General features: G+C 43.8%; 11 protein-coding genes, 2 tRNA genes and 2 rRNA genes. 3 read left to right on the top strand and 12 right to left on the bottom strand.

Features of this window, described 5'->3' with window-relative positions:
* Positions 1-123 precede the first annotated feature (123 nt).
* From AC4CUX_RS07075 to tyrS, 5 genes are all read right to left on the bottom strand, one after another.
* Positions 124-3017: ribosomal RNA gene (locus AC4CUX_RS07075) — 23S ribosomal RNA — on the bottom strand.
* A 410-nt stretch (positions 3018-3427) separates the two neighbouring features.
* Positions 3428-3503, bottom strand: a tRNA-Ala gene (locus tag AC4CUX_RS07070).
* A 68-nt stretch (positions 3504-3571) separates the two neighbouring features.
* Positions 3572-3648 (bottom strand) — tRNA-Ile (locus tag AC4CUX_RS07065).
* Between the two features lie 61 nt (positions 3649-3709).
* A 16S ribosomal RNA gene (locus AC4CUX_RS07060) occupies positions 3710-5247 on the bottom strand.
* The 16S and 23S rRNA genes sit together here with 2 tRNA genes alongside, the layout of an rRNA operon.
* A 1286-nt stretch (positions 5248-6533) precedes the next feature.
* Complete coding sequence (tyrS, locus tag AC4CUX_RS07055; protein WP_490792258.1) at positions 6534-7766, bottom strand: tyrosine--tRNA ligase; 1233 nt, start codon at positions 7764-7766, stop codon at positions 6534-6536.
* A 63-nt stretch (positions 7767-7829) separates the two neighbouring features.
* Between tyrS and AC4CUX_RS07050 the strand changes: the two genes are divergently transcribed.
* Positions 7830-8957 (top strand): anhydro-N-acetylmuramic acid kinase, encoded by a 1128-nt coding sequence (locus AC4CUX_RS07050; RefSeq protein WP_490792257.1) that lies wholly within the window; start codon positions 7830-7832, stop codon positions 8955-8957.
* Positions 8958-9070: 113 nt separating this feature from the next.
* Here the strand turns inward: AC4CUX_RS07050 and AC4CUX_RS07045 are convergent, their stop codons facing one another.
* From AC4CUX_RS07045 to purE, 3 genes are all read right to left on the bottom strand, one after another.
* Positions 9071-10354, bottom strand: a complete 1284-nt coding sequence (locus AC4CUX_RS07045) for a lytic murein transglycosylase (RefSeq protein WP_490792256.1) — start codon at positions 10352-10354, stop codon at positions 9071-9073.
* A 779-nt stretch (positions 10355-11133) separates the two neighbouring features.
* Positions 11134-12255: a 5-(carboxyamino)imidazole ribonucleotide synthase gene (locus AC4CUX_RS07040; RefSeq protein ID WP_489774354.1), complete on the bottom strand. Its 1122-nt coding sequence runs from the start codon at positions 12253-12255 to the stop codon at positions 11134-11136.
* A 15-nt stretch (positions 12256-12270) separates the two neighbouring features.
* A complete protein-coding gene (gene purE, locus AC4CUX_RS07035; protein ID WP_058870640.1) occupies positions 12271-12783 on the bottom strand; it encodes a 5-(carboxyamino)imidazole ribonucleotide mutase in 513 nt (170 codons plus the stop codon).
* 212 nt (positions 12784-12995) lie between these two features.
* On the opposite strand from purE, the gene AC4CUX_RS07030 reads away from it, so the two are divergent.
* Complete coding sequence (locus AC4CUX_RS07030; protein WP_490792255.1) at positions 12996-13445, top strand: hypothetical protein; 450 nt, start codon at positions 12996-12998, stop codon at positions 13443-13445.
* Positions 13446-13470: 25 nt separating this feature from the next.
* Here the strand turns inward: AC4CUX_RS07030 and AC4CUX_RS07025 are convergent, their stop codons facing one another.
* Complete coding sequence (locus AC4CUX_RS07025) at positions 13471-13809, bottom strand: DMT family protein (RefSeq protein ID WP_490792254.1); 339 nt, start codon at positions 13807-13809, stop codon at positions 13471-13473.
* A 255-nt stretch (positions 13810-14064) separates the two neighbouring features.
* Here AC4CUX_RS07025 and mpl point away from each other — a divergent pair, with 255 nt between their 5' ends.
* A complete protein-coding gene (gene mpl / locus AC4CUX_RS07020) occupies positions 14065-15432 on the top strand; it encodes a UDP-N-acetylmuramate:L-alanyl-gamma-D-glutamyl-meso-diaminopimelate ligase (RefSeq protein WP_160362282.1) in 1368 nt (455 codons plus the stop codon).
* 60 nt (positions 15433-15492) lie between these two features.
* Here mpl and AC4CUX_RS07015 read toward each other — a convergent pair whose 3' ends face one another.
* From AC4CUX_RS07015 to AC4CUX_RS07005, 3 genes are all read right to left on the bottom strand, one after another.
* A complete protein-coding gene (locus AC4CUX_RS07015; protein WP_347881196.1) occupies positions 15493-15870 on the bottom strand; it encodes a hypothetical protein in 378 nt (125 codons plus the stop codon).
* 92 nt (positions 15871-15962) lie between these two features.
* On the bottom strand, positions 15963-16247 hold the full coding sequence (locus AC4CUX_RS07010; RefSeq protein ID WP_279683056.1) for a GNAT family N-acetyltransferase: 285 nt from the start codon (positions 16245-16247) through the stop codon (positions 15963-15965).
* 39 nt (positions 16248-16286) lie between these two features.
* On the bottom strand, positions 16287-16571 hold the full coding sequence (locus AC4CUX_RS07005) for a GNAT family N-acetyltransferase (RefSeq protein ID WP_279683058.1): 285 nt from the start codon (positions 16569-16571) through the stop codon (positions 16287-16289).
* Between the last annotated feature and the right edge of the window lie 70 nt (positions 16572-16641).

Genomic DNA, 16641 nt, shown 5'->3' with positions numbered 1-16641 from the left:
AGTTTCTTGCGATAATCTAAAGCAGTGCTTTATCTTATCTCATTGCGCATTGTACTTAGCTTTATAACTAAATCAAGTTGTTTGCAGTGATTTGAACCACAACACCAACTGTTTGGGTGTTGTATAGTCAAGCCTCACGAGCAATTAGTATTGGTCAGCTTCACATATCACTATGCTTCCACATCCAACCTATCAACGTCGTAGTCTTCAACGGCTCTTTAGAGGACATAAAGTCCTAGGGAAATCTTATCTTGAGGTAGGCTTCCCGCTTAGATGCTTTCAGCGGTTATCCCTTCCGAACATAGCTACCCGGCGATGCGACTGGCGTCACAACCGGTACACCAGAGGTTCGTCCACTCTGGTCCTCTCGTACTAGGAGCAGATCCTCTCAAATTTCCAACGCCCACGGTAGATAGGGACCGAACTGTCTCACGACGTTCTAAACCCAGCTCGCGTACCTCTTTAAATGGCGAACAGCCATACCCTTGGGACCTGCTTCAGCCCCAGGATGAGATGAGCCGACATCGAGGTGCCAAACACCGCCGTCGATATGAACTCTTGGGCGGTATCAGCCTGTTATCCCCAGAGTACCTTTTATCCGTTGAGCGATGGCCCTTCCATACAGAACCACCGGATCACTAAGACCTACTTTCGTACCTGCTCGACTTGTGGGTCTCGCAGTTAAGCGCGCTTTTGCCTTTATACTCTACGCGTGATTTCCGACCACGCTGAGCGCACCTTCGTACTCCTCCGTTACTCTTTAGGAGGAGACCGCCCCAGTCAAACTACCCACCAGACATGGTCCTCGTCCCGGATAACGGGACAGAGTTAGAACCTCAATATTACCAGGGTGGTATTTCAAGATTGGCTCCACCGAAACTAGCGTCTCGGTTTCAAAGCCTCCCACCTATCCTACACAAGTAAGATCAAAGTTCAATGTCAAGCTGCAGTAAAGGTTCACGGGGTCTTTCCGTCTAGCCGCGGGTACACCGCATCTTCACGGCGAATTCGATTTCACTGAGTCTCTGCTGGAGACAGCGCCCCCATCATTATGCCATTCGTGCAGGTCGGAACTTACCCGACAAGGAATTTCGCTACCTTAGGACCGTTATAGTTACGGCCGCCGTTTACTGGGGCTTCGATCAAGAGCTTCGCTTACGCTAACCCCATCAATTAACCTTCCAGCACCGGGCAGGCATCACACCCTATACGTCCACTTTCGTGTTTGCAGAGTGCTATGTTTTTAATAAACAGTTGCAGGGGCCTGGTTTCTGTGGCTGCCAATAGCTCAAGGAGTAAATCCTATCACCGTCGGCAGCGTACCTTCTCCCGAAGTTACGGTACCATTTTGCCTAGTTCCTTCAGCAGAGTTCTCTCAAGCGCTTTGGTCTACTCGACCTGACCACCTGTGTCGGTTTCGGGTACGATTCCTGTGTAACTGAAGCTTAGAGACTTTTCCTGGAAGCATGGTATCAGCCACTTCACTGTACAAGTACAGCTTGCTATCAGTTCTCAGCATAGAGTACCCCGGATTTGCCTAAGATACATGCCTACAACCTTTCACCTGGACAACCAACGCCAGGCTGACTTAACCTTCTCCGTCCTCTCATCGCATTACATAGAAGTATTGGAATATTAACCAATTTCCCATCGACTACGCCTCTCGGCCTCGCCTTAGGGGTCGACTCACCCAGCCCCGATTAACGTTGGACTGGAACCCTTGGTCTTTCAGCGTGCGAGTTTTTCACTCGCATTGTCGTTACTCACGTCAGCATTCGCACTTCTGATACCTCCAGCATACTTCTCAATACACCTTCATCGGCTTACAGAACGCTCCCCTACCACTTGCAATAAATTGCAAATCCGCAGCTTCGGCATATAGTTTTAGCCCCGTTACATCTTCCGCGCAGGCCGACTCGACTAGTGAGCTATTACGCTTTCTTTAAAGGGTGGCTGCTTCTAAGCCAACCTCCTAGCTGTCTATGCCTTCCCACATCGTTTCCCACTTAACTATAATTTTGGGGCCTTAGCTGGCGGTCTGGATTGTTTTCCTCTTGACTACGGACGTTAGCACCCGCAGTCTGTCTCCCGGATAGTACTCATTGGTATTCGGAGTTTGCATCGGTTTGGTAAGTCGGGATGACCCCCTAGCCGAAACAGTGCTCTACCCCCAATGGTATTCGTCCGAGGCGCTACCTAAATAGCTTTCGGGGAGAACCAGCTATCACCGAGTTTGATTAGCCTTTCACCCCTATCCACAAGTCATCCCCTGGCTTTTCAACGACAGTGGGTTCGGTCCTCCAGTTAGTGTTACCCAACCTTCAACCTGCTCATGGATAGATCACCCGGTTTCGGGTCTACACCCAGCAACTAAACGCCCTATTAAGACTCGATTTCTCTACGGCTCCCCTATGCGGTTAACCTCGCTACTGAATGTAAGTCGCTGACCCATTATACAAAAGGTACGCAGTCACCGAACAAGTCGGCTCCCACTGCTTGTATGCATGCGGTTTCAGGATCTATTTCACTCCCCTCACAGGGGTTCTTTTCGCCTTTCCCTCACGGTACTGGTTCACTATCGGTCAGTCAGGAGTATTTAGCCTTGGAGGATGGTCCCCCCATATTCAGACAAGGTTTCACGTGCCCCGCCCTACTCGACATCATCATATCAGCCCTTTCGTGTACAGGACTATCACCCACTATGGTTGCACTTCCCAGAGCATTCCACTAAAACTGATATGACTTAATGGGCTTTTCCCCGTTCGCTCGCCGCTACTGAGGGAATCTCAATTGATTTCTTTTCCTAAGGGTACTGAGATGTTTCACTTCCCCTCGTTCGCCTCGTATGACTATGTATTCATCATACGATACCTGCCTTATGACAGGTGGGTTTCCCCATTCAGAAATCTCCGGATCACAGGATATTTGCCGCCTCCCCGGAGCTTATCGCAGGCTATTACGTCTTTCATCGCCTCTGACTGCCAAGGCATCCACCACATGCACTTAATTACTTGACTATACAACCCCAAACAGTCGATCGTTCCTACAAGTGAGAACGTTCAACATTACAGTTTGAAGTACTGTGCACTTAAGCACCGTACAGCTTCAATTCAATTCACATACCAAAACGCTTGATTCAGTTAATTTCGCTAGTAACTCATTTCTTCAATCTTCATCAATCAGTAATAAATCACTGTTAATGTCAATCTTAAAAACGAGTATGAACAAATTATTTCAACTCAAATATATTCTGTTAATGATTTTTCCAGCCTTCGTCAGGTCAGGAAACTGTGATAAATCACAGAAGTTAATAAGCTTCAACTTACTAAATTCTATAATCCAACCTATCTGCGCGAAGCATAGCTTCTTGCTTAAATTTCAAGGAAAAGCCTTAAAGCAGTGCTTTAAGTTTTCTTGTCTTGAAATTTGGTGGAGACTAGGAGAGTCGAACTCCTGACCTCCTGCGTGCAAAGCAGGCGCTCTACCAACTAAGCTAAGTCCCCAGCTTATCAATAAGTCAATGTCTCTGTTTTTCTGTATTCAGCATTTAATAATGCTTGTTAGTCAGATTTGGTGGGTCTGACAAGACTTGAACTTGTGACCCCACGCTTATCAAGCGTGTGCTCTAACCAACTGAGCTACAGACCCTCAGATACATCGTCATGAAGAACAACTTGTTGTGGATTCTTACCAATCGTCAATCTTTCGTTAAGGAGGTGATCCAGCCGCAGGTTCCCCTACGGCTACCTTGTTACGACTTCACCCCAGTCATCGGCCACACCGTGGTAAGCGTCCTCCTTGCGGTTAGACTACCTACTTCTGGTGCAACAAATTCCCATGGTGTGACGGGCGGTGTGTACAAGGCCCGGGAACGTATTCACCGCGGCATTCTGATCCGCGATTACTAGCGATTCCGACTTCATGGAGTCGAGTTGCAGACTCCAATCCGGACTACGATCGGCTTTTTGAGATTAGCATCCTATCGCTAGGTAGCAACCCTTTGTACCGACCATTGTAGCACGTGTGTAGCCCTGGTCGTAAGGGCCATGATGACTTGACGTCGTCCCCGCCTTCCTCCAGTTTGTCACTGGCAGTATCCTTAAAGTTCCCGGCTTAACCCGCTGGCAAATAAGGAAAAGGGTTGCGCTCGTTGCGGGACTTAACCCAACATCTCACGACACGAGCTGACGACAGCCATGCAGCACCTGTATGTAAGTTCCCGAAGGCACCAATCCATCTCTGGAAAGTTCTTACTATGTCAAGACCAGGTAAGGTTCTTCGCGTTGCATCGAATTAAACCACATGCTCCACCGCTTGTGCGGGCCCCCGTCAATTCATTTGAGTTTTAGTCTTGCGACCGTACTCCCCAGGCGGTCTACTTATCGCGTTAGCTGCGCCACTAAAGCCTCAAAGGCCCCAACGGCTAGTAGACATCGTTTACGGCATGGACTACCAGGGTATCTAATCCTGTTTGCTCCCCATGCTTTCGTACCTCAGCGTCAGTATTAGGCCAGATGGCTGCCTTCGCCATCGGTATTCCTCCAGATCTCTACGCATTTCACCGCTACACCTGGAATTCTACCATCCTCTCCCATACTCTAGCTTCCCAGTATCGAATGCAATTCCTAAGTTAAGCTCAGGGATTTCACATCCGACTTAAGAAGCCGCCTACGCACGCTTTACGCCCAGTAAATCCGATTAACGCTCGCACCCTCTGTATTACCGCGGCTGCTGGCACAGAGTTAGCCGGTGCTTATTCTGCGAGTAACGTCCACTATCCTAGAGTATTAATCTAAGTAGCCTCCTCCTCGCTTAAAGTGCTTTACAACCAAAAGGCCTTCTTCACACACGCGGCATGGCTGGATCAGGCTTTCGCCCATTGTCCAATATTCCCCACTGCTGCCTCCCGTAGGAGTCTGGGCCGTGTCTCAGTCCCAGTGTGGCGGATCATCCTCTCAGACCCGCTACAGATCGTCGCCTTGGTAGGCCTTTACCCCACCAACTAGCTAATCTGACTTAGGCTCATCTATTAGCGCAAGGTCCGAAGATCCCCTGCTTTCCCCCGTAGGGCGTATGCGGTATTAGCATTCCTTTCGGAATGTTGTCCCCCACTAATAGGCAGATTCCTAAGCATTACTCACCCGTCCGCCGCTAGGTCAGGTAGCAAGCTACCTTTCCCCGCTCGACTTGCATGTGTTAAGCCTGCCGCCAGCGTTCAATCTGAGCCATGATCAAACTCTTCAGTTAAAAATCATTAGTAGCTTATGGCTACAAATCTTGGCTCATCAATTTTCTGACAAATATTTCTCAAATAAACTTCGAGTAATTCTTACCATCAATCAATGAAATATTTTCGATCGATCAATCAGTAAAAATCCACACAAGTTGTTCTTCATAATCTCTTAATGATCTTTCTAACACCTCGTCAGTGCTAGAAGCTGGACTCAATATACTTAACAACTCAGCACTTCGTGCTTCGTTCGTTTCCGTCTATCTCGTCGGTATGGGGTGCATTCTAGACCATTACGAAATCTTTGCAACCCCCAAATTCACTTATTTGAAACGGGCGTTGGTTTTTTCTACAAAACTTAAGAAAAATCGTATTTTTCATCTATTTTTTGATCATATTTATCATTTTTTCTCTTATTTCTTTCAACAGGAGCATTTCATTTCCAATCTTTAAAAGTCTTTTAAGTTTGAAATTTAAGCCTTAGCATTTATTTTTTCTTTCAGCAGAGTCTTACCAATCTTCTAGCAATGTTGTTTTCAGACTTAAAATCACTCTGTATTCCGTCCATCTCTGTATTTTTGATAAATCATCTTTCTAAAGACGTAGTTCTTTTATATTTGATACATGCCTAAGCTGAAAAACTGCCACACCGCTATAAAGGCACCTAATTATTTAACAAGAATACAATGCTTAGTCTGTTTTTATTTCATTCGCGTAATAGCAAAGCCCTCTTCTACCCACATCTCAATCAAAATAATTCAAGACAGAGCTGAAATAACAGCCACGATAAAGCTGGATGATAAGAAGCATCTGAATATAAGTAGAAAACGCAGTGTTATATACCTGTGAAGGTGATGACCAGCTTTATTTAAGAGTCTGTTGCACCTAACTTTTATGACAACTCGTTATTTGTCTGCGAGAAATTGATTTTAAAAAACTAAATTTTTGCCAATAAAAAAGGAAGAGATCTCTCCCAAAACCTCTTCCTCGGAGTTAGATCGTTATCTGATCCATAGATGTCATTATTATAGTTATCTTAAAAAAAGTCCCTTGGGGAAGAGACTTGAAAACTGTGGAGAGTTATTCTTATTGACCCTGCTAGCGATGTTAAAAACATCGACTAGACGTTGAAATCTTATACACACTCATTTTAAATTGCAATATTTTTGGAAAAAATTAAGCATTGTTTTTATAAGGTTTTTTTTGAATTTGCTTATTTGATTTTTTTATAAAGATTAAAAAATTAAAAGCAGACCGAAGCCTGCTTTTATATCAATAACTTAAAGCATATATATGTACTGACTTAGTCCGTAAAAGTGACTTTCGCAATGGCTTTTTTACCTGACTGGATAATTAAAGTCACATTATCTTTGACAGAGAAACTCATATCGACCACGTTCCAATCGACTTTGACCGCACCACGACCCACGGCATCCTTTGCTGCTGCTGCATTTGGGTTTAAGCCCACTACGCGAAGAATCGTTGCAATAAACAACTCACCACCAAATTCAGCGCGTGAAATTGTCACTTCTGGTGTCCCTTCGGGTAGTTCACCCTCAGTAATCAGGTTGCCTGCACCTTTATGTGCATTTTCTGCAGCTTCTGCACCGTGGAAACGCTCTACCAACTCAAGGGCTAGAATTTTCTTCACTTCTTGTGGATTACGCCCTTCAGCAATTTCGTTTAGCAGGACTTTAATGTCTTCAACGGATTTAAAGCTGAGTAAATCGAAATAGCGTTCAATTAAAGCATCTGGCATCGAAAGAACTTTTTGATACATCGCCCCTGGTGCATCAAATACCCCAATATAGTTACCCAAAGACTTAGACATTTTGTTCACACCGTCTAAACCTTCAAGGATTGGCACTGTAATGCAGACTTGTGCTTCTTGATCATAACGACCTTGAAGTGTACGTCCCATCAATAAGTTAAAGGTTTGGTCTGTACCACCTAACTCAACATCTGCCTCAAGGGCAATCGAGTCATAGCCTTGAACCAATGGATATAAAAACTCATGAATTGCGATTGGCTGATGGTTGTTATAACGCTTGGTGAAGTCATCACGCTCAAGCATACGTGCAACCGTTTGCTGTGATGCCAACTGAATTAAATCAGCCGCTGTTTTGGTTGCAAACCATTCTGAGTTGAAGCGCACTTTAGTTTTATTCGGATCAAGAATTTTAAACACCTGTTCTTGATAAGTTTTTGCGTTTTCAAGCACTTGCTCACGCGACAATGGTGGACGCGTTGCACTTTTTCCAGTCGGGTCACCGATCATCGCGGTATAATCCCCAATCAGGAAGGTCACGTCATGACCCAAGTCTTGGAAAGTTTTCAGTTTATTAATTAAAACCGTATGCCCCAAGTGCAAGTCAGGCGCAGTCGGGTCAAAGCCCGCTTTAATTTTTAAAGGACGATTTTCTTTTAATTTCTTCAGAAGATCTTCTTCAGAAATAATTTCATGCGTGCCTCGTTGAATGAGAGCAAGTTGTTCTTCAGCCGGCAGGAAATTTGACATCACAAAACCCAAACACATCAGTTATTCAATTTGTGCGATATACTAACACTTTTTCAGCACATTGCAGGCTTTAGAATAATCATGACAGCGATCTATATTGGGGTAATGACCGGCACCAGCATGGATGGTGTTGATATTGTTGCTGCTTCTTTTGATCCATTGCAGCTTCACGCCACCCTCACTCTTTCTTTCGACCCAGATTTACGCGATGAACTGATGGCACTCACTTTGCCCAGTGACAACGAAATCGACCGTATGGGCAAGGCAGATGTGGCTTTAGCAAAGATGATTGGCGAAGGCATCAATCAGCTGATTGAACAAAGTCATTTAGATCGTAGTCAAATCAAAGCGATTGGCTCACATGGACAAACTATTCGCCACCGCCCAGAGCATGGCTTTACCCTGCAAATTGGTGACCCAAACATCATCACTGAAATCACCCAAATTCCTGTGATTTCAGATTTTCGACGTCGTGATATGGCCGCAGGTGGCCAAGGTGCCCCGTTGGTTCCTGCGTTTCACCAAGATATGTTCCAACATGAGAGTATTCATCGCGTCATCTTAAACCTAGGCGGCATCGCCAATGTCAGCATGTTGCCCGCAGGCCAACCTGATGAGGTCTACGGTTTTGATACAGGCCCAGCCAACATTTTAATGGACGCTTGGTGTGAACGTTTTACTGGGCAGCCCTACGATGAAAATGGCAATTGGGCAGCTTACGGCCATCCGATTCGCAGCCTGCTCGATCGCCTACAATCACATGAGTATTTTTCCAAAGAACCACCGAAAAGTACTGGTCGTGAAGACTTCAACCTCGAATGGTTAGATGAACAAATTGCCGACTGGCGCAATGACCTTGAATATGACGAGCTTGAAGACAGTCCTGAAAATGTTCAAGCCACCTTAATGAAACTCACCACACGCGCCATTAAAAAAGCCATCTATCGCTCCGATATGGATACCGGTGAAGTCTACGTCTGTGGTGGTGGTGCATATAATTCACACCTTTTAGAACAATTACGTTGGCGCTTACGTAAGCACAATTGGTCTGTACAAACCACCTCCGCTATTGGCTTAGCCCCAACTTGGGTGGAAGCGACTGCCTTTGCTTGGTTGGCTATGCGCTTTATCCAGCAACTCAATGGCAACTTGCCGACAGTGACAGGTGCACGGGGCGACCGTATTCTCGGGACAATTACCGCGGTTTAAACATCAAAGCGCTTCTGACCTTTTAGTCGCAACCCGAGCAAATCAAAAAAAGCCAGTCTGGTGAATAACCGACTGGCTTTTTATCTATATCAGCAATTTTTTTGCTGTTAATGTTAACGCATCATCAACTTGGCATTTTCCTGCCGGAAGGCTTTTAATATTTGCTGTCCCGCTCGTCCCGTCGGGCTTAAACCTAAACGGATTTGCTCCTGTCGAATGGCTTGACGAGTTTTATCACCAATCAAACCATCTACTGCGCCAATATCATAGCCACGATTCAGTAAAAACTGCTGAATTTCACGACGTTCGGAACGCGAAGTGCCTGCATCATCGGTTGGCCAAGTTGTACTAAACCCACCTTGCCCTTGTAAGCGGTCTGACAAATGCGCAATCGCTAATGCATAACTTTCTGCTGCGTTATAACTATAGATTACATCAAAGTTTTTAAACACTAAAAACAGTGGACCATTTTCACCAGCGGGCGCCATCAACCCCGCTTGCGAGCTAGAAGATAAATTGCCTTGAATTAACGCTGAGCCATCTGCGCGTACCAAGCCATTTTGCATCCAGTAAGACAATGACTTCTTATTGCGACGACTTTCACCACTCAGAGAGATCGCTTGGGGATTTTTCACTTCAAATCCCCAAGGTTGCCCAGTTTGCCAACCGCGTTTTTTGAGGAAATTGGCTGTTGATGCCAAAGCATCTGTGGTACTCGACACCAAATCACGGCGTCCATCACCATCAAAATCAACGGCCAGCTCTTCATACGTCGATGGCATAAACTGGGTATGGCCAAATGCTCCTGCCCACGAGCCTTTCAGCTGTGATTCAGTTAAATCGCCACGCTGTAAAATACGCATAGCGGCAAAAAACTCTCCACGGAAATAGCTTTGGCGGCGACCTTCACAGCTCAATGTGCCTAAAGCTTGTAATAATGGATATTTACCTGAAATATCGCCAAAATTACTTTCAACACCCCACACAGCAACCACTGTCTCCGCAGGCACACCATACGCTGCCGCAACACGATTCAACACTTCACGATGCTGCGCCAATTTTTGCTGACCCACCGCAACACGCTCATCATCCACCAATCCTGACAAATAATCCCAAATCGGCGTGGAAAATTCAGGTTGGTAATTTAATTTTTCAATCACAGAATAATCAGGCGCTAAATTTTGTGTGTAGCGATCATAAGTGGACGCAGACACACCATTCGCCATCGCTTGGCTTTTTAAATTGGCAATACAGCTTTGAAATGAATTCTGAGGGCTATAATCGGAAGTTGCGACATTTGAACTGCCTGTAACTTTTTGACCATTAATAATAAGCTCAGCATTCGCCTGAGTCGCCGCTAAAAAAAATGAACCTAAAAGAAAAGCAAAACGGTGCATAAAATCCCTAATGATTCTTTATCTCTGAATTATGCTTTTAACCTTAACACTTTCGATTTCACTTTTCTGAATCAAAACGTAAATGAATATTCATTTTGGTTTAAATTCAAAACCATCTTTTAAATTTAAAACCACTTATCCACAACACTACAGATCTCAACTTTTGAATTCAAAAACAACCTTTAGTTCAGCAAGCACTTTAAATTCAATCATCTTGTTTTAAATTTATTTTATCCACATTTTTATTTAACCTTCATAATCAACAATATAAAGAAAATAAACCATCACAACTAAAGCTCAATATTTTTAAATTCAAAACTTTAAATTCATTCAGTAGTCTTTAAATTTATTGTTTTGAATTTAAATTCAAATAGCATCAGAACTTTGAATTTAAACACTCGATTTAAATTTAAAACTCACTTTTAAATTCAAAATTCTACTTCTATTTTTTAAATTCAAAACAAACTTAAAAAGATATCCACACACCAAAGTTGATAGAGATCTCTGCTGTTTCACTTTCTTTTAGGTGAAAACCAGTGTCACATTCAATTGTGGGCTCTGTTTTAAACGTGCTTCTCTGCACAAAACTCGCTTTATTTTGCTTTCAGTTTATTTTTCTATAGGCTGATTTTATCTAAACGGATAAAAAACACGCAATTTATTTTAATTTTGATCCGATTAACGGTCACTTTTTTCAAAGAGGCGCAATCATGCCTGAATGAATCCAAATAAAAAAGCGACCACTCTTGTGATCGCTTTTTTTAACAACAACTGAAGCTTTAGATGGTCATATCTTCGCTCAGTGCCAAGGGATTTGGTAAGATTTTAGCCAACTGGCGACATAGCATCGTGAGTTGAGCGGTATCATTCGGCATTAAAGTCAGGTGACCAATCTTACGACCTTCACGTTCTTCCTTATTATAAAGATGTAGATGTACACCTTCTAAGGCCAAGACTTGTTCAGACTGTGGATACTGACCAATAATATTGATCATGACCGTAGGGCGAACCACTTCAGTTGAACCCAAGGGTAAGCCTGCGACTGCACGAATATGGTTTTCAAACTGAGAGCATACTGCGCCTTCAATCGACCAGTGTCCTGAATTATGCACACGTGGCGCCATTTCATTGGCATACAAACCTTTGTCTGTGACAAACAGTTCTAAGGTCAACACGCCAACATAATTCAAATGATTCAATAGGCGAGTGATGTAGTCTTGTGCAACGGGTTGTAAGTCCGCACTATTCGGTGCAGGAACAATCGAATGCGACAAAATACCATGATGGTGATGGTTTTCAGCCAATGGCCACGTTTTCACATCGCCATTTTGACCACGTACCGCAATGATCGAAACCTCACGCGAGAAGGTCACAAAGCTTTCTGCAATTAAACTTCCAGCAGGGCCTAATTCAGCCCATGCTTGTTCAATTTGCTGCTCAGAGCGCAATACGAACTGACCTTTACCATCATAGCCACCTGTGGCTGTCTTCAGCACAATCGGTAAACCCAGCTCAGCAACCGCAGCGCTTAAATTTTCTAGGGAATCTACCGCTTTATAAGGCGCAACAGGAATCTCAAGCTCATCAAATAATGCTTTTTCAGACAAGCGATGCTGTGCAATAGCTAAAGCCTGACGCGGCGGATGCATATCTTTTTGCTTGGTCAACACATCAACATCAGACAAAGGCGTATTTTCAAACTCAAGGCTGAAGACATCTGCACTGGCAATAAAGTCTTGTAAACCGTTTTCAGTTTTGCTTGAAATCACCGTTCCTAAAGCCGCTGAAGGGCAGTGGGTACTGCTATCAAAAAACGTACATTGAATATTTAGTGGCAAAGCCGCTTGTGCCATCATGCGACCCAGCTGCCCACCACCAAAAATACCGATGGTTTTATTCATGAGGAATGCCCCGTATTAAGCTTGGCCTGGAATATTGCTGCTTGCGACTTTGTCGGTTTGTGCAGCACGGAAATCTGCTACATTTTTTGCAATTTCAGGACGTGTCAGACCTAAAATTTGTGCTGCCATAATCGCGGCATTGGTTGCGCCTGCTGGACCAATTGCTAAAGTACCCACTGCAATACCTGCTGGCATTTGCACAATCGATAACAGTGAATCGACACCGTTTAAAATCGAAGACTTCACTGGCACACCAAGTACAGGCAAATCAGTTTTCGCCGCACACATTCCTGGTAAATGCGCCGCACCGCCTGCACCCGCAATAATCACTTGGATACCACGGTCACGTGCTTGTTCAGCATATTCAAAAAGACGATCTGGCGTACGGTGCGCAGACACAACTTCCGCTTCAAATGGGACACCAAGTTGCTTAAGCATATTGGCAGTGTGTTCGAGAGTGGCCCAATCTGATTGAGAACCCATGATAATTCCAACGAGAGGAGTGTCTTGTGAAGCGGCCGCATTCATTGCAATGTTTCCAGAGATAGTTAAGAGAGATAAATCTCGACTAGCGCCAAGCTTTAATAAGAGCCCCGTATTATAGACTGAAAATTCATCTCAATAAAATTTAACGGTTGTCTTTAAAGAGAAAACTCCATAATATTTTTATGAAAATATTTTTATTTTTTTCAATTTTATAAAAACTTTTATTAAATCAATATTCATAAGAGCCTTTAAACATGAAACAGATCTTCATCCTGCTCGCTTTAGCCATAAGCTCACAGAGTTTTGCCCAACTAATTCAGCTCAATACTAGCCAATTTGAAAAAGACTTTAGCCTATTACAGAAACAAAAAGGCTATAACGGCCAAATTAAGAGTAATGGCTACATCCAAGAAAAATTTTTAGTGACCGGAAAATCGGTCATTGATGAACGTGAGCCGGTCATGATGACAGGCTATTACAAAGCAGATGATGGCAAAGATAAAATGTATTCTATTTCAGAATATCGTGTGTTTTGTGATGACAAAACCTATGGTTATGCACTCATCAACTTTGAAGCAGACGGTCAAATGAGTGTGCTGACCAGTGATAGTGATTATGCCTTTGACTATGAGGATCCCACTGCACGAGACCGTGAGTTTAGTAAAGTCCTAAAAAACGCCTGCAAACACGCATCTCTTAAATGATGAGACCTGTGCTGTATTAAATCAATTAAGCACTGCGAAATACGAAATAAACACAACCAAAAAGGCATAAACCTGCCCACAAATAATCCAATTTAAGGGGTTGTTTAAAAAGAAAAATCATAAATGGGACAAAGACCAATAGAGTCACGACTTCTTGTGTGATTTTCATTTGACCCAAAGACCACCCGTGTTTGGCCAACAATCGCGTTGCTGGAATCATAAAACTGTATTCGAGTAACGCAATGGCCCACCCAAATAAAATGGCTTGCCAAAGCGGCACACCCGGCAAAAATTTTAAATGTCCATACCATGCGAGTGTCATAAAACAGTTGGCAATAATCAATAAAATAAAGGGCAGGGACATGAAGCAAGATCGCCGAATTTAGAAGCATTTTATTCTACGTTTTTTGCTAGAAAATTCAGCAAATATTGCACTTTTCAGCCGACTTTTTTACAGAATAAAAGCGTTGTTCAAGCCGCAGAATAATTAAACGATTAGATACAAGAATCACTATCTTTTCGCTAAGCGCCTTGCTATGGTTGCTTTCACATCGAATTAATCACGACAACAGCACCAACAATACGTGATGTGTCTATAAAAGCAGTGGAGTGAGGCGGAATGCATCTGCATATTTTGGGTATTTGTGGCACCTTTATGGGGTCTTTAGCGCTTTTAGCACGTGATCTTGGCCACACAGTGACGGGTTCGGATCTAAACGTTTATCCTCCTATGTCCACCCAGCTCGAAAATGCAGGCATTACCTTAATGCAAGGTTATGACCGCAGTCATTTGCAACCTCATCCTGATTTGGTCATCGTCGGCAATGCGATGAAACGCGGGATTGATGCAGTTGAATACATGCTCAATGAAGGCTTGCCGTATATTTCAGGCCCACAATTTTTGGCCGATCATGTGCTCCAAGGCAAACACGTACTTGGCGTAGCAGGAACCCATGGTAAAACCACCACCACAACCATGTTGGCTTGGGTGTTGGATCAGGCGGGTTTAGAGCCGGGTTTCCTGATTGGCGGTGTACCTTTAGGTTTCTCTGAAAGTGCACGTTTAGGTGCTGGCAAGTACTTCTGTGTCGAAGCCGATGAATATGATTCTGCCTTTTTCGACAAACGTTCGAAGTTCGTGCATTACCACCCAAAAACAGCCATTTTAAATAACCTTGAATTTGACCATGCCGACATTTTTGATGATCTAGCAGCGATTCAAAAACAATTCCATCACTTGGTTCGTACCATTCCAAGTGAGGGTCGTATTATTGCTCCGATTACTGAAAGCAATATCGATGAAGTTTTAGAGCAGGGCTGTTGGACACCTGTGGTTCGTACCTCTTTAGAGGCCCACGACAAGTCGGAATTGTATGCCGAACAACTCAGTGCTGATGGTTCACACTTTAAAGTACTCCAACACGGCGTGGTGAAAGGCACGGTGCAATGGAACATGACAGGGCAGCACAGCGTAGCCAATGCATTGGCGACTATCGCTGCGGCTGAACACGTCGGCGTGAGCATTGAAACAGCGTGTGAAGCCCTATCTAACTTTGGCGGCGTGAAGCGCCGTATGGAGCTTTTAGGCACGGTGCGTGGTGTTGAAGTCTATGATGACTTTGCCCATCACCCAACCGCAATTGATACGACGCTGGAAGGCGCACGTAAGCGTTTAGGCGAACGTAAGTTGTGGGCGATTATTGAACCACGTTCAAATACCATGCGTATGGGAAGCCATAAAGATGGACTTGCGCACTCTGCACGTTTGGCCGATGAAGTGATTTGGTATCAACCAGAAGGTTTAGACTGGGACTTACAACCTGTCATTGCGGCTGCACCCAACAAGGCAGTAGTTGCACGCACTTTGGATGACATTATCCATACCATCGTCAGTGAAGCAGGCGAGGGCGATGCTGTCGTGATCATGTCCAATGGTGGCTTTGGTGGTTTACACCAAAAATTGATCAGTGCCTTAAACGCAGAATAATTTGTTCCCACTTAGATGAAAAAAACCGCATATGGCGGTTTTTTTTACAAACTTATCCAATTAAAAACCAGACATCGTACCCGTATATTCAAAGTCTTTTAGTTTTGCCCAACCTTGAACCGTGTCTCCCAAGCGTTTGCTGAAATACATGATCGAAACCCACTGTTCTTGGCCATCATCATAGGTGCTATAAGCAGTGATATGGTCATTTTTAATCATAAACAGATCTTTGATTTTACAAGCATTGCTCGGTGCTGAATGAAAATACACTCTGGTTGGAGCAATCACTTTCATGCCCCAACGTGGAATGATCTGGACTTCTTTTTGTTCTGCCTTTTCCTCAAGTTTTACACAATCTTCAGCATGCAATAAGGGGGCAACTGAACAGAATAGGGCAATAGATAAAAGCGTCTTCATATACTTTAATTTCACCATCATTCAGCGCTGCAAAACACAAAATAGAACTGTAATGGCAGCTATATCAATCTCATTTTAGCTTAACCTTTAGAATTGCGATGAATGGCGAACAATTAAGCCGCAACATCCTCAAAACTTTTCTCACGGCGAAACATCACATCGACATAAGAGCAGGTCGGGATAATCTTCAGGTTTTTCTCACGTGAAAAATCAACCAGAGTATCCAACAGCAAACGCGCCACACCTTGACCCCGCAGTGAATCATCGACCCAAGTATGGTTGGCATCAATGGTTGTCTCGTCCCGCCAAATATAACTAATTTCAGCAATGCGCTGACCTTCTACATTATTTAAAAAAAACTCACCTTTTTGATCACGATCTACATGTTGAAATTGCATAGCATACTCGTTGAATGGATTGATTTATCGTTCTCTATCTTAGTGGAATAAAACATCATGAATAGATGGATCTTTGTCGAATACCGATTTGGAAAAGGGACACAAGGGTAAAATTTTCACGCCCTTATCACGGGCAAAGTTAACCAAAACATCCAATAACTGACGCCCCACATGTTGCCCACGGAGCAACTCACTGACCCAAGTATGGTCAATGATAAATTTATCGTCCCCAGCCCAACTATAGGTCATTTCCGCTACACGCTCATGATCTTGCTCAACAAAAACTTCGCCTTTACTACCTGTTTCTTGATGTTGAATTTTCATTATTATTCCTCTTTAGTTTACTGTTTTTTTTAGCTTGCCATAAATTTAACCAAAATTTTGTCTCATTTAT

It is taken from the genome of Acinetobacter sp. 231_lipA (genome assembly GCF_058243005.1).
This window is presented reverse-complemented; position numbering and strand designations above follow the sequence as displayed.

Excerpts from the sequence above, each read along its gene's own strand:
- tyrS (WP_490792258.1), bottom strand. The coding sequence starts at position 7,766 with ATGTGTTTGGGTTTTGTGATGTCAAATTTCCTGCCGGCTGAAGAACAA.
- AC4CUX_RS07050 (WP_490792257.1), top strand. The coding sequence starts at position 7,830 with ATGACAGCGATCTATATTGGGGTAATGACCGGCACCAGCATGGATGGT.
- AC4CUX_RS07045 (WP_490792256.1), bottom strand. The coding sequence starts at position 10,354 with ATGCACCGTTTTGCTTTTCTTTTAGGTTCATTTTTTTTAGCGGCGACT.
- AC4CUX_RS07040 (WP_489774354.1), bottom strand. The coding sequence starts at position 12,255 with ATGAATAAAACCATCGGTATTTTTGGTGGTGGGCAGCTGGGTCGCATG.
- purE (WP_058870640.1), bottom strand. The coding sequence starts at position 12,783 with ATGAATGCGGCCGCTTCACAAGACACTCCTCTCGTTGGAATTATCATG.
- AC4CUX_RS07030 (WP_490792255.1), top strand. The coding sequence starts at position 12,996 with ATGAAACAGATCTTCATCCTGCTCGCTTTAGCCATAAGCTCACAGAGT.
- AC4CUX_RS07025 (WP_490792254.1), bottom strand. The coding sequence starts at position 13,809 with ATGTCCCTGCCCTTTATTTTATTGATTATTGCCAACTGTTTTATGACA.
- mpl (WP_160362282.1), top strand. The coding sequence starts at position 14,065 with ATGCATCTGCATATTTTGGGTATTTGTGGCACCTTTATGGGGTCTTTA.
- AC4CUX_RS07015 (WP_347881196.1), bottom strand. The coding sequence starts at position 15,870 with ATGATGGTGAAATTAAAGTATATGAAGACGCTTTTATCTATTGCCCTA.
- AC4CUX_RS07010 (WP_279683056.1), bottom strand. The coding sequence starts at position 16,247 with ATGCAATTTCAACATGTAGATCGTGATCAAAAAGGTGAGTTTTTTTTA.
- AC4CUX_RS07005 (WP_279683058.1), bottom strand. The coding sequence starts at position 16,571 with ATGAAAATTCAACATCAAGAAACAGGTAGTAAAGGCGAAGTTTTTGTT.